At 40.5% G+C, this 14,617-nt stretch carries 11 protein-coding genes; 7 read left to right on the top strand and 4 right to left on the bottom strand.

Annotated elements, in window-relative coordinates; all coding sequences use genetic code 11:
* Positions 1 to 66: 66 nt before the first annotated feature.
* The 7 genes from DP117_RS09850 to gap all read left to right on the top strand — a co-directional run bounded on the left by DP117_RS09850 (position 67) and on the right by gap (position 8,947).
* A complete protein-coding gene (locus tag DP117_RS09850) occupies positions 67 to 1,065 on the top strand; it encodes a CRISPR-associated protein Csx3 (RefSeq protein ID WP_339381137.1) in 999 nt (332 codons plus the stop codon).
* Between the two features lie 147 nt (positions 1,066 to 1,212).
* The gene (locus DP117_RS09845) at positions 1,213 to 2,919 is read left to right on the top strand and encodes a type III-B CRISPR-associated protein Cas10/Cmr2 (RefSeq protein ID WP_169218136.1); all 1,707 of its coding nucleotides are present in this window, start codon (positions 1,213 to 1,215) and stop codon (positions 2,917 to 2,919) included.
* Positions 2,898 to 4,142, top strand: coding sequence for a type III-B CRISPR module-associated Cmr3 family protein (locus DP117_RS09840; RefSeq protein ID WP_169218135.1), 1,245 nt, complete (start codon positions 2,898 to 2,900; stop codon positions 4,140 to 4,142). The genes DP117_RS09845 and DP117_RS09840 overlap by 22 nt, the downstream gene beginning before the upstream one ends.
* A 159-nt stretch (positions 4,143 to 4,301) precedes the next feature.
* Complete coding sequence (locus tag DP117_RS09835; RefSeq protein ID WP_169218134.1) at positions 4,302 to 5,243, top strand: RAMP superfamily CRISPR-associated protein; 942 nt, start codon at positions 4,302 to 4,304, stop codon at positions 5,241 to 5,243.
* Positions 5,244 to 5,257: 14 nt separating this feature from the next.
* A complete protein-coding gene (locus DP117_RS09830; RefSeq protein ID WP_211176016.1) occupies positions 5,258 to 5,791 on the top strand; it encodes a hypothetical protein in 534 nt (177 codons plus the stop codon).
* A 51-nt stretch (positions 5,792 to 5,842) separates the two neighbouring features.
* Entirely contained in the window at positions 5,843 to 7,594 is a 1,752-nt protein-coding gene (locus DP117_RS09825; protein ID WP_169218133.1) for an RAMP superfamily CRISPR-associated protein, read from the top strand.
* Positions 7,595 to 7,897: 303 nt separating this feature from the next.
* Entirely contained in the window at positions 7,898 to 8,947 is a 1,050-nt protein-coding gene (gene gap, locus DP117_RS09820) for a type I glyceraldehyde-3-phosphate dehydrogenase (RefSeq protein ID WP_169218132.1), read from the top strand.
* Positions 8,948 to 9,035: 88 nt separating this feature from the next.
* Here the strand turns inward: gap and DP117_RS09815 are convergent, their stop codons facing one another.
* From DP117_RS09815 to DP117_RS09800, 4 genes are all read right to left on the bottom strand, one after another.
* Positions 9,036 to 10,652: a glycosyltransferase family 39 protein gene (locus DP117_RS09815; RefSeq protein WP_169218131.1), complete on the bottom strand. Its 1,617-nt coding sequence runs from the start codon at positions 10,650 to 10,652 to the stop codon at positions 9,036 to 9,038.
* Positions 10,653 to 11,143: 491 nt separating this feature from the next.
* Positions 11,144 to 11,341 (bottom strand): hypothetical protein, encoded by a 198-nt coding sequence (locus DP117_RS09810; protein WP_169218130.1) that lies wholly within the window; start codon positions 11,339 to 11,341, stop codon positions 11,144 to 11,146.
* An 89-nt stretch (positions 11,342 to 11,430) separates the two neighbouring features.
* Positions 11,431 to 12,975 carry a glycosyltransferase gene (locus DP117_RS09805; protein WP_169218129.1) on the bottom strand — a complete coding sequence of 515 codons (1,545 nt, stop codon included), beginning with the start codon at positions 12,973 to 12,975 and terminating at the stop codon, positions 11,431 to 11,433.
* A gap of 328 nt (positions 12,976 to 13,303) precedes the next feature.
* Entirely contained in the window at positions 13,304 to 14,605 is a 1,302-nt protein-coding gene (locus tag DP117_RS09800) for an ABC transporter ATP-binding protein (RefSeq protein ID WP_169218128.1), read from the bottom strand.
* Positions 14,606 to 14,617: the final 12 nt, after the last annotated feature.

The raw sequence follows: 14,617 nt of genomic DNA, 5'->3' as shown, positions 1-14,617 counted from the left end.
CCAAACTGGAATACGCCTTTTCCACTCCCATGCCATATTAAATCAGTTGCTAAAGGAACACGGTCAATGCAGAATAATATGTACAGCTACCAGATGACGTTAGAAGGTGAGGTGTTGCGAGTAGGGTTTAATCGGACTTTATTTGCACAGGGCGATCGCATCGCTAAAGATGCCCTAGAAGTCTTAAACCAAATGATTGATTCCGGGCAAATTACTGGAGGGAAGCGTATTTTAATTGACGGACCGCAATCTGTTGCTGTCAGTTATATTATCGCCCATAAACTCGGTCATTTATACGAGGTCGTCGCCGTTCTCGACCCAAAATTGGGTAGTAAAATTAGTACACCAACTGGTTCACTAAGATACAAAAACTACATAGTCACCGTTTCTCACGGTTCATCATCCAAAGTGGGAGATGTGATTGCAACAGAAGAAAAGCAACAAGAACGTAATATTATCAAAGTCGTCTTATGCGGACCACCACAATCAGGCAAATCATGTTTGCGAGATGGTTTAAAAAGAGCGATTTTGCTTACTTTAGGCGCACCTTATCCCTATGTAATTACCGCTTGTCCCGATGGTGAAGGGTCTTGGCATCAACAAGCTTATGAAAATAATGAGGCAATAGCCAAAGACTGTAAGCGAAACAATAAAACAGATGTTACCCCAGAATTTGCACAAGAAGCAGCAAAATGGGTCAAAAGTGCGAATCAGTTAATTAACATTGTTGATGTTGGCGGTAAAATCTCTCCAGAAAATGAGACAATCATGCAGCCAGCATCCCACGCAGTTATCCTTGCAGGTGATACAACCAAGTTTGCAGAGTGGGAAGGTTTTTGTCAAAATTTAAATCTCAAAATTGTTGCAAAGATTCACAGTCAGTTACATGCAACTCAAGACGAGGTTATTCTCGCTGACGACTGGAAGGACAACACTAACGAACTGCTAGAAACAGCACCATTACTCACAGGTAGCGTTCATCACTTAGAACGAGGAGAGGATTTATCTACTCGTCCAATGATAAAAGCACTGGCTGATGTGTTGATTCATTTGACGAAATGTTAAGGTTTCTATCGTTAAGGCGGAAAAATCCCTAAAGTAGCGTATCCAGACTTAGGTAATAAAAAGAACTCTTTGAGGTTTGGGTATTTACTGCTATGCTTTTTTACCTTTTTGACACAGCGTGTTCGTGTGGACTATTTTGATTTGAAGATGACTCACAAAATTTACACAGTCATTACTTTTGCCCCTGTGCAAGGATTTATCGAGAAATCGCGGAAGTTACGAGATTTGTATGGGAGTTCTTATCTACTTTCTTATTTATCTTGGGTGATTTGTAATGCTGCAGAAAAGCATGATTGTCAAATCATTTCTCCAGCCTCACCAAATATGACTCAGGGAATGCCTAACCTGATTATTATCCAGGGTAATTTCCGAGAAAAGGATGCAAAATCAGCTTTTGATACTGCTTGGGAATGCGTCACAGAAACTTGTCGTGATTGGATTGAATCACATGTATCAGGAGAGTATTACTGGAAGAGAAATTGGGATTTATGGAGAACGCACGCCTGGGAATTTTTCTGGGTTCAAGGAGAATCTGGTGAAAGCATTAGCGATGTTCGTCAGCGTTCAAATAATAAAAAATATTGGCGTGATTGGACTGGGATAAATTGGCAGGGTGAGAGTTCTACACTTTCTGGTGCGGATGCGATCGCCTACCCTAGACTCGGTAAAATTTCCGACCCTCGTCAATACAATTACCAACAAGAAAAAACAGAAATCAATCATTTTTATGAACAACTCCAAAATCAATTAGGAGAATCATTTATTGACCCCAGTGAAGAACTGAGTATCCCAGAATTGATTAAACGTATGATTACCCACGAGGTAATTGCAGAAAAATTGATTCAACGGCTTGAACCATCTTTAAGAAAGAATGGTGTCAATGCTGAAAAACTAAATAAGCAAATCAGAAAACTATCAAAAGAACTTAGTCCCAAGTCTTTCAAAGACTTAAGCCGACAAAATGATAATAACAAAACCGACAACAGAACATCAGAAAAAAAATACTGGACTGGTTGGTTTCAGGGAGATGGTGATAAAGCAGGTGATTACCTAAAAAAATTTGCAGGCGAACCAGAAGAAGCTCAAAAAATCGAAGAATTCAGCCTACAAATGCGGGAATGGGGTAAATTTTTTCAAAAAAATCCTCCCGAAAATTGTCGGGTTATTTATGCAGGAGGAGATGATTTTCTAGGTGTTTTTCATGATGCAAAAGAAGGGCGCGAGTTACAATCAAGCTACTGCGTTAATCAATTGTCGAAATTCAAAACAGAGATATGGGACAAGCCAAAGAAAAAGCCTATCTCCGTAAGTGTCGGTTTTGTCTGGGCTGGTCCTGGTGTTCCTCAACGGGATGTCCTCCAACATTGTCGGGAAGCTGAAAAATCAGCGAAAAGCAATGGAAGAGATAGGATTGCTTTTCGGGTTTTGTTTAACAACGGTAATTATTTAGAGTGGGTGTGTCCTTGGTGGCTTTTAGAAACTGGTTTGCTGTCGAGTTACTGCGATAGAGAACACAATCAAGAGAAACCAAACTGGACGCACATATATAATGATGTCGCTGTCTTAGAATCCCGTCATGTTTTCGATGACGACGGTTTAGATATTGCCCTAGGTTTACTTGAGATATATTTTCCCACCCAGACAGACAAACTGAAACCAGAGAACTGGTGGAATGAGTACGATGCAGATAAGCAACTCATCAAAACGGGAATTTTAGGCGATCGCCTTCCTTACACCACAGATAATACCGAGACTGGTAAGTTAAATCAGACCAAAGTCAACAAAGCTTTAACCAACTGGATTATTAACCTTGCCAAAGTGGGATTTCACCTATGTCAGGAATCGAAACAGTAGAAAAAGACTCTACACCATCAAACAATTCTTCTCGTCCACCATTCAAATATTTGATAGTCATCGAACCTTTAGGCTTTCTCTACGGTAGCGCTGGGAAATTCTTATCACCAGAAAACTTAGTCGGACGTTCTGGAAGTAGTTTTCCTCCCACTGCTGCAGCTTTATCCGGATTATTTGCAGCATACTATAGAGGCGATGAAAAATACCTGAAGAATTTACAACTCGCCGGTCCATTTTGGGCTTGGAGTGAAAACCCACAGAACTTTTACGTTCCCACACCTTTTAATTGCTTGGTAAAAAATCTTGCCCTTAAACACTTGTTAACATGGTACAAAGATAGCGGACAAACTGAAGGTCAGTGGCTACCATCTGTCGTTGATAAATTTGATAAAGGAACTTGGATTGCGATTCAGCACTGGGAAAAGATTGCATTTACACAACAGGAAGAATCTCAAAACATTCCAGTAGCTACTCCTCCTTGGAAATATACTCCACACCTACACCCCCGACTCAAAGAAGATGAACGTAGAGTGAATGAAGATTTAGAACGTGGTAGTTTGTTTTTAGAAAACGCCGTGCAACTAAATCCTGATGCTTGTTTAGTGTACCTTTCCAATACCAAACTCAAAGATGATTGGTATCGTTTTGGGGGAGAGGGACACATGGTGGATGTTAAATGCGTTGACTTGTCGGAGATTGTCCAAGATTTACTCAAGCAACCTGTAGGAAAGAGTTTTGCATTAATTACACCTGCAGTTTGGGGTTCCAATCGCTTATCTAAACGAGAACCTGTTTTTTTGGAAAAAGGTAATAAGCAAAAATACGAACAAGAAAATCCAGAAAGCAACGAGAAAAAAGTTTGGTCACTAGAAGGTTTAATCACAGAACGTCCTATACCCTTCCGTTACCGTTTGGGAAATCATCACAATTATCAAACAGATGATTCTCAATCTATCTCCAATGAACACAACCAACGTAAAGAAGCGCCTAAATTATTGTCTCGCGGACGTTATGCGGTTCCTGCAGGTACTGTTTACATCATTGAAGAGTCAATAGAAAAATCTTGGCAAGAGTGGGATGATAAATGGTTCCCACAAGAAGGACCTTCACTCAAACGTTGGGGATGTGGTTTAGCGCTACCTTTACCAAGTGTTTTCGGGTGTTCGCTTTTACCTTGTTCCTGTTCTATTTCTTATTCTTCTCAAACGACCTCTGAAAATTGATCGTAAATTAAGCAAGGCTTAGATCCCTACGTCTACACGCAGTCCCAGTTTCAGCTGAGGTTTAAATCTCCAATTGAAACTGTCTTTAATTTTGAATTTTGTTAGCGCAGCGGTGCGCAGCACATTTTGAATTTTGAATTGTTAACTGGAGTTATATAAATGTACCAAAAAGCTTACGGCATTATTGAAACTTTAGCACCTCTGCATGTTGGAGCGAGTGCAGGGGAAGAAACAGGTAACTTAAACTTGATTTTCCGCGACCAATTTACCCAAACAGGGATTATTCCTGGGAGTTCGATTCGCGGTAGATTTAGGGCGGATATGCGAGAGTATAACCCTGAAAAATGTGATTTATGGTATGGACGTGAAGGTGGCGATACTCCAGGAGGGAGACGTCCAAAGAGCGATCGCGATGAAAAAGATCAGCCAATTTCGACGACAGAAGCACTCGTTAAATTCGAGTATGCATCAGTTGTCTGGTTGCCTGTTTATTGCCCTAATCAACCTGTGGTCATGGTTTCTTGTCCACTGCTCTTAAAAAGATATCATCGTATTACTGGGGGAAAAGATAGCTCAAATATTCAGCCATATATGCACAGTGGGATTAACGCCCAAAAACTATTTTTTAATTTGGGTTTTATTAACTTAGGAGAAAAAGCCGATAGCCAATTATTACCTTATAAAAAGTGTGCGGGAGCATTAGCCCAAAAATATGGATTTGTTGTGGTCAATGATGCTGATATGCCTCTAATTCATGATATGTCTCTGTACCGTCAGAGTCGAGTTAAACTAAAGGAAGATGAGAAAATAGTGGATGATAAAGCTTTCTTCAATGTCGAAGCATTACCAGAAAAGACTATTTTAGTATTTCCTCTTGCTCTGCGCCGTCATTCTAATGAGCAAGGACCAAATAATGAAAAAGAAAAAATTAAAAAAGATGTTAAATGGAACGATTATATTCAAGATTCTGGCTGGCAAGTTACCAATGATAATTCTCCTTCAAAGACTCACAATCTTAAACCAAAAGAATTCTATTTTGGTGGATTAGAATCAATAGGATTTGGACGAACAGAAATAACTTTACACAATTTACCTGATTGAAAGGAGGCATAATTATGACTGGAAATACACCTTTAAATCCACCAAGACGACCTAATGCTCGCAGCAATGTTCCAACTCAACAGACACAAACCCCTGCCCCAGAACCTCTAGGAGTTGGATTTCATGCTTACTCACTTGATCGCTACGCCTACGATTTAGTATTAAGATATTGTCAAGATTCGCAAGTCATTAACGAATCCCATAAAATGCGAATTGCCGTAGCTTATGGACTGGAAAGATTTTGGGGAGAACATTTGCGGGATGATAGCAACAACCCCACGGATCGAGGCAAAAGAAATTATTGGCGCGATGTCTGGAAAGAATTAGCGAAGATTATGCTTAATGCGGGAATTGAGTTACCTGATCGAGATTGTACTGTTTCAAGTAACAATTCAAGTGACAATGTCGCAGGAATTAGAGAAGTGACAACTAAATTATGTCAGATGTCCTTAGCCGATACTCGCGCAACTTTAGCGGTATTAACCCAGTTGTGCGATTCACTGGTGTGGTGGACTCAACGACTCAAACAACGCGATCGCCGAAGGTAGCGGCTTCCGCATCGTTCTAAAAATTAAAAAGAATTCAGTGAGTCATAAATTATGAGTTTAAAAGATGCCTTTGCTAAGGCATACCAAAAGAAAGGGATAACCGTGGAAACCTCTGAATCGGAGGATCGATCTGCAGAGTTTCAGCCACGAAGTGACATCACTCCCGAAGAAATTCGGATGATGTATCGGGCGCAAATTACAGAACGTTGTAGTCTACAAAACGCAGGACAAAACCCTCATCTCACAAGATGGGTAGATGAGTGGGTACAGCCTGACTCCAATCTCAACCCTACTTATCAACACTCACAACCATCTCTTGGTTTAGATGATACCATATACCGCTTTTTACTAAAACTACCGGGACGATTGAGTAGTAATAGCGGTCAAGATAATATCATCCGCCCAGTTCTCGATAGTGAAGGCATTCCTATGATTCCAGGTAGTGGAATTAAGGGGTTATTTAAACGCTGGCTACGACGAAATACATTAACACCAATAGAACTCAAAATAGCTGAAAAACTAAGATTCCATCGGGCATATCCGATTGGTGATTGGACAGGCAGAGGACGGATGGTAGATGTTATTCATCCCCAACAAGAACGCCAAATAGGAATTAAAAGAACTTCTCCCCATGCGTTTGCGGCGATCGCCCTTTATAAACCTACCTTAGTGTTTGAGTTAAGTTGCCGTCAAAAACTGACACTCGAACAATGGCAACGGATAGAGGAATGGGTAAGGTTAGCACTGACAGCAGGAATTGGTGGGAAAACAAGTACGGGATACGGTTTAATTGGGCAACCACCACGCCCACAGCAGGAATACAACCTGATTATTCCACTATTGGGTACGGGGGTTAGTTCTTTATTGAGAAGTGATGTCCCAGAATTTAGACCCAATCAGTTTAAAGCATCTATACGCGGTCATGTCACCCGATTGTTAGGTGGTGTGTGTGGTGATCACAATTTAATTAACAAGCAACTTAACTATTTCTTTGGTCACGATCGCGCTACTGGTAAGTTAGATATGTACTGGCAAACCCAAGCATTTCTTGGTCAGGACCGAACACAGGGACATGAAAACACACCTATTTTTAAGGTGCAAGGGAAGTTATTAGTTTCTTTACCTGAACGTGAGGCTGATTGGTTGCGATCAGTATTCCGATTTGCTTATATTATGGGTGGGTTTGGCAAATCTTGGCGGCGAGTTTGGCACAAGTGCGATCTTCGTGATTGGCATCCTGGCTTTATGCCTAGTTATCAAACCAGGGCGATCGGTTGTCATTGGGAATGTCACGAGCCAAATTTTGTTGGAATTAAAAATAAACGAGATTTAGAAAATTTTCTATCAAACTTGTATGTAAAGACTCAGCAATTTCGATCCCAATTAAATTCAAGGCAACCAAACAACCATCAAGAGTCACCAGATTATATGACTGCTTGGCGAGAAGCATGGCATCCTAACAATGTTACTGTTTATGCTTTAGAAACAGATAAATCACAGGTGATCAATCTTTTCCACGACAAAGAAGAGATTTTCAAATATACTCCTGCTGTTGGCGGACGGGGGATAAATATTAAAAATGGTAGAGAAGAAAGAGATAATCGTCCAACATCTGTCAGTTCCATCTGGCACCGCATGCTACCAATAGACAACAATCAATATTTAGAAATTGTTACGGTATTTCATGGCGATCGCTCACAATGGCGACATCAGGAAAGAGGAGACCAACTGCAAAATTTCATCAATAGTCTCAAAAAAGAATCAGAAGGGCTGCAGTTATCTTGGGGACAAGAACCCAAATAGCCATCTGGAAATTTCTATTTCCATCATCATGCAAGACTCAAAACTATCTCCTTCAGGGTTTCATCCAGTCAAAGCATGTTCTTTAGAAGCGATTGGCTGTCTTGACTTTGAACCAAAAACCGATTGTTGTAATGCTTACCAAAAAAGACACAACAAAGCTGTGTAAATAGGAAAAATCTTAAAATATGCCAAGTAAATACGCCGATTCGTACCGGGACTGTCAGGATTGGGAAGTAAAGAGTAAAAGATAATCTCTTTTGACTTTCTCCCTTTGTTTAGTCTCCGATAACAGGAGGTTTCATCTTGACTAGGTTAAAAGTTGGTATTAATGGATTTGGTCGTATCGGACGTCTTGTGTTTCGCGCTGGCATTAACAACCCCAACATCGAATTTGTCGGCATTAACGACTTGGTACCACCAGATAACCTCGCTTACCTACTAAAGTATGACTCAACTCATGGAACCTTTAAAGGCAAGGTTGAGGCAAAGGATGATGGTATTGTTGTCGATGGGCACTTCATTCCTTGTGTGTCAATTAAGAATCCGGCAGAATTGCCTTGGGGTAAATTGGGTGCAGATTATGTCGTTGAATCTACAGGGCTTTTCACCAATCATGAAGGAGCAGCAAATCACCTGAAAGCAGGAGCAAAGCGGGTTATCATTTCCGCTCCCACCAAAGACCCAGACCGAGTTCCTACTCTACTCGTAGGTGTTAATCATCACCTATTTGACCCGGCAAAAGACACCATTGTTTCTAATGCCAGCTGTACCACAAACTGTTTGGCTCCTGTCGCTAAAGTTATCAACGATAACTTTGGGTTAACCGAAGGACTGATGACCACAGTTCACGCTATGACCGCCACACAACCCACTGTAGATGGTCCCAGCAAAAAGGACTGGCGAGGAGGTCGCGGTGCGGCACAGAACATTATTCCTTCTTCTACAGGCGCAGCAAAAGCCGTAGCACTTGTTTTACCAGAGTTAAAAGGCAAGTTGACTGGCATGGCGTTTCGGGTTCCTACCCCCGATGTCTCGGTAGTCGATTTAACTTTTAAAACTGCTAAATCTACTAGCTACAAAGAAATTTGTGCTGCCATGAAGCAAGCTTCTGAAGGAGAACTAAAAGGTATTTTAGGCTACACAGAAGACGAAGTTGTTTCCACTGATTTTCAGGGCGATGTTCGTTCTAGCATCTTTGATGCGGGTGCTGGTATTGAACTCAACTCTAACTTCTTTAAGGTTGTTGCCTGGTATGACAACGAGTGGGGTTACTCGAATCGTGTGATTGACCTCATGTTGTCTATGGCACAGAAGGAAGGTTTGTTGAAGGATGTGCTTGCTGCTGTAGCTTAGCAGTTATCAGTCAATACGGTTGCTGTTAAGGATTTTTAGTGAGATTTGATGATGTGTAGAGACGTTGCATGCAACGTCTCTACATTGTCTATTTTTTTACTAATTTCCAAAGCCCTAGCTTTTTAGGGTAAATATTCTCCTCAATTTTGTAATTCTGTTCCTTCTCAAGCTTATATCGCACTGCTTGGAGGAAATAATTGTGGGAAGGATTGTATAAAAACACATCCTTGAAATTATTAGGAATTTGCGGTACATTTGACTCATTGATTAACTCAAAGCGTACTTTTGGATCAATTTGATCAATTAGAGAGAATTCATCAGCAAGAAGAGACCAACTTCCTTGACAGGAACTGATCACAAGTGGCTGGGTAGCTTTGTTGATGATCTCAACCACTTGCGGAGTATAAATGTTTTGATACTTAAGCCACCAAGTTTTTGCTTGAGAACTGCTTACACACGATAGGACTCCAGATGTAAGCAGCATAACCATAACAACCTGCCAAAGCTTTAGTCTCCAGATGTTAACAGAGATGGGGATAATTTGAGTGGCTAGGAGGTAAGCAACAGCTAGCTGAATACCTAAATAGAAAGGGATTAAATATCGAGGAATTAGGGATCGCATTCCTCCAAAAATGAAATCTGGTATTGCTAGAGATAGCGCTGTCACACTAATCAATGTTAAGACAAACAACCAAACTCGCTTTGGAGCTTTAAGACAAAGAAAATAAATCGAATATCCTACCAAAATTAAGATAAAAGGAATCAACAATTTTGTTATGATTTTCAATCTAGGTTCATGTTCGTAATTACCTAAATCGTAGCCAAAATCTAAGAAGAAATAACTAAGGTTAATAATCCAGTTTTTAATGAAAGTTAACTTAGAAACTGTATCAGATGTCCAGCGTGTTGTATTCTGAGCTTGTCCAAAATTAATCACAAGAACCACAAGCCAAGGTGTCAAAGCTAAAAACCCTAATAGAGACGCAAGCAAATAAGCAATAACCGTCTTAGTTAATCGAAAGCTTTCAGTTGCAACTACATAGATACCATGAGCAATTATCACCAACCCAGAAAACAGAAATGTATACAGCCCTAATACCACAGTGACTGCATACATTACCCAACTGAGCTTTGTTTTTAGTCGCATTGCTCGTAATAGTGTTGCGCTTGATAGCAAAATTGTCGAAGTCCACAAACTATACTCTCGCGCTTCCTGTGCGTATAGCACATGGAATGGCGACACAGCTATCAGTGCAATTGCTACCCATCCCACGAGCGACGAATCAAATAATTCCAGACATAACCAGTAGATGCAGGGGAACGCCAGCAAGCTACTCAGGGCAGAGAAACTTCTTATTACCGCCACTGAACTGCCAAACCATTGCACCCAAAATCGCGTGAGCACGTAATATAGTGGTGGATGCTGAGGGTCTTCTACTGCTAAAGATTTAAGAGTATCTGTTAAGGTTTTCTCAGGAGTGGGATGCTGATACTTCTGTAAATCTTCAATGCCAATTTCTTTACCATTGCAAACTTGCCCGACCACTTCTGACATTGTGTAGCCAAAAATTCGTAATGAGGTAAAAGTCTCATCATACCAGTAGATTTTTCGGTCAAGATTGACGAAGCGAAAAAACACACCCAGTATCAATAGGACGACGAGTAAAAACCGTAACCAAGTAGGAGGAAGGACCTTGTTATGCATCAGTTTGACCTTCAAATCCTTACATAAATGGTGATTCTAAATAAAAAAATTATCTGTATTTTCAGTTAGCAAAGAGAGAGCTTAAGTCTAAAGTGTAACTATTTAGGTTTGTAAGTACTTTGTCAGCAAAATGAGCAGAATTAACTAATAATTTAGAGGAAAAGTTTAGACATTAAACTTATACCTAAGACATATCTCTGGTGATAGAAGAAAGAAACGGCAATAACCAACTATTAATTTTGACTCAAACCATAAAAAGCAAGCTTGAAGATATTTACTACAAGCGCTGTTTCCCCTAATTTTGTCCGGCTTATATCCCCAACTAACCTTGCGGTATAGTTGGGGACTTACGCCGATTTTGTTAAAACTCCATCTCGCGCCTGGTGGAGTCCCCTACACCCCCGCCCTTTCAGGGAAGTCAAAAATCAAAAATCAAAAATCAAAAGTATTAATTTTGACTTTTGACTTAATACTTTTGACTTGTTTTGCCCCTATTCCCCTACACCCCTAGTTATCAAGACTATTGACTCTTGACGCCCTGCTTTGGAGTCTGGGGCTGGGTTGGGCAAACCCAAGGGCAAAAATGGACAACCCTTGTATTTTTGCGGCCAGAAGTCAACTCGTTTTACCCAAGTTCTTGGGTAGGGCCGCAAAAATACACCCAGATCTTGAGTTTTACGAGTAGACATTGTTAGTGGTTGTCCATTTTTGTCTATGAAAAATGAAGCGGCTGTTGACAACCCTCACTCGTCAATGTGCAATTTAAGTGCATAACAGCTTAATCAGTACTGGAACTCGCGCCAACAAGGGAAAGTGATTTTCCGATGTCGGTCTGATAAACTTCGTTTAACTCATGAAAATGCTGTTCTACTGTTTTGACTGGTCGCGCCTCTTGCCAAAACTCGGTGAGTAAATATGGGTTCTCTCGAATAGTACGGAGTTTGTACTCGAAGTCTCCTTGTTTTGAAGGGTCAAAAATGAAAGCAGGATGGCGAACAAACTCTTGTGCGCCTCCTCGATTTGAACAAAGTACTGGCACGCGACATGCTATGAGCTCAAAAGTGACTTGTGGTAGATTATCTTCCCATTGGGATGGGACAACTCCCAAGTGGATTCCATCCAACATATTGGGAATATTCTCGTATTTGTAGCCAGGGTAGAAACGGAAACGGTGAAGAGATTGAGCTAGAGATAACAACCGTCCTTTCTGTTCAATTGACATTCCCAACTCGACCGCATCATAAATTCGGCTTGCGACAACCAGCTCAAGCGAACTCAATTCTTCCTGTGGTAAAGAACGTAGTTCTTCTAACAAAAAGTAAAATCCCTTATCTTTTCTTGCTGGTCCCATGTAAATTAATTTAAAGGGCTGCTCTGGAGTGTAGGCTGCTGGGTTATTGGGTGGTACTTGGAACTGAGTCGCTTGACTGCCTATATATTTTGTTGTCAATAGAGCTGGGTTCACTCCGTATTGCTTATAAATAGCAGTGGTACGCTCAGAAACAGACAGCGCTACATCAACATAGTGGTTTATAAGAGAAACGATTTCCTCTCGCCGATAGCGATACAAATCAGCTTGCCGAGGCAAATCTGTACTCGTCATCTCTAGAGGTTTCTGCAGGGGAGATTTTGTACGAGTTATCACTTGATACCAAATTTGGCTGTAGATCCCCCTGTAAATTTTTTTAGCTACAGCCACAGGAAGTGATTGCTGATCTTGACCTAGCAAGCTTCCTAAATGATTCAGTTTTCTAAGAGTCAGTTCTAAATCTACATGTATTTTTGTGTCTAGGCAGGAAACACAAGCTCTTCCTTCAAGATAATTTGAGCATGGGCTACTTTCTAATTTCCATAAATTGACTTGAGGGCAAACTGACCAATAGTTGTGCAAGCTAAATACGACTCTCGCGCCGCTCTCTTTAGCTATCTTAAGGCAACTAGCAGTTAATCCTTCCAAGTTGTGAAAGTGAATAATTTGAAAAGGTCCATGTTCTGCTAAAAACTGTTGAAAATATTTTTCTAGCTCAGGATTTTTAACATTTCCTATAGGGTTGTGAAAATAAAAGTGAGAAGGGGAGAAAACAGGAGAGTTAACTATTGAAAAGGTCGGTACACTAGGATGACGATTGTTACGAACCTGTTTAATGTAGGGTTGTTTACTGAAAAAGGTGTAGTCAACCCCACTATAAAGAAAATTAACTTGATAGTCAGTTTGTTGACTAAAATAGTCTATTAAACTCCGGCAGTATATAGATACACCTCCCCCCAACGATGATTTTTCAAAGTAAGGATCCCAGTTGTAATAAAGAATTTTGTATGACATCTTAGCCTCCAGTAATGAGAGTAACCCTGATAAAGATCATCTTGAAATTACATAAAAAATAATTTCACTATCACTTGATTCTGTTTCATATAGCAGTCCTAAATCCTGAGCCGCTACGGGCACGCTACGCGTATCTCCTCCACCAGACGCTAAGCGCCAAAGGCGCACGCTGCGCGTTAGCCCTCTGGGCGTGCGCTTGCGCTTACGTAAGATTTTCTCCTCTCTTTCTTGGCGTCCTTGGCGTCTTGGCGGTTCGATAAATTCTCACAACTCATATAGGATTGCTATAGCTATAAACAGAATCTTTAGTTTTTGAAAATCAAATTAATTACATATGGGAGAATAAATGAGCGTCTGATGTAGACCACTCTGCCTTAACTAAAAACTTACAGAAGTTTGGCAAACCAGGATTACCAGTACCAAAAAAATCACCTCCATCTACAACCACAGATACAGCTTCTTGAAGATCATCTAGAGTTTCGCTATCTGCATGTGACAGATATATCGAAACTTGATACAAGCCATTTACTAAAGGCAAATTTTCTATACCACAGAGAATATAGCCTTGCTCAGAATTAAGAGTTAGATAATCGTTAGTAAAATTACTCCTTAATAAGAGGTCAAAAGTACCTCTCTCATCGGCAACAGCAAGACTTACAACGACATTACTCAGACGTTTTCCTATGTAGTTTGAGTATCCTATTTCAAAATAGTAGTTTTTTCCAGATTGTAAAACTTGTTCTTCATGACCTTTTTGATTTAAGATTCTAAAACTAGAAATTCTGACTCTTCCAGAACCAGTACGGTCTTTTCTTTGGCTTAAAGGCAACTCTTGAGCCAGACTGTAAGACTTTTCTAGATAAACCCTAACAGCTTCTTCTGAAGTACCATCTACACATAGTGTGCCTTCTTCAAGGAGAATTCCGCGATCGCATAAAGATTCCACCATACTCATGTTATGAGTCACGAATAAAATAGTTCGCCCTTCCTTAGCCACGTTGCCCATTTTTCCCAGACATTTCTTTTGAAATTGCACATCCCCCACTGCTAATACTTCGTCCACAATCAAGATTTCTGGTTCTAGATGTGCTGCTATGGCAAAAGCAAGACGTACATACATCCCAGATGAATAATGCTTCACAGGAGTATCTAAAAACTTCTCCACTTCTGCAAAAGACACAATTTCATCAAACTTCTTTTTAATCTCAGCCTTGCTCATACCCAAAATAGCACCGTTGAGAAAAATGTTTTCTCGTCCTGTTAATTCTGGGTGAAAACCTGTTCCCACTTCCAACAAACTTGCGACTCTTCCGTTAATTAAAATCTGTCCTTGTGTAGGTTCAGTAATTCGGCTTAAAATCTTTAAAAGAGTTGATTTTCCTGCGCCATTGCGACCGATAATACCAACAACTTCCCCCTGCTTAATATCAAAAGAAACATTTTTCAACGCCCAAAATTCCTCATGAGTTGGGTTGGGCATTTTTTTGCCAAATGGTGTTAGGAAGTTACGACTGATGGCTTTGGCGCTAGTGGCGATCGCATCCCGTAAAGTTGCGTTTGCTCCCCGCTTTTGGTGGCTAATTGTATATTTCTTGCCTAAATTTTCAACCTGGACTACATTATCAGACACACTTTCACTCCC

Origin of the sequence: Brasilonema sp. UFV-L1 (genome assembly GCF_012912105.1) — a bacterium.
Classification (GTDB): Bacteria; Cyanobacteriota; Cyanobacteriia; order Cyanobacteriales; family Nostocaceae; genus Brasilonema.
Note: the sequence above shows the minus strand (reverse complement) of the source record. Positions and strands in the feature narration are given on the sequence as shown.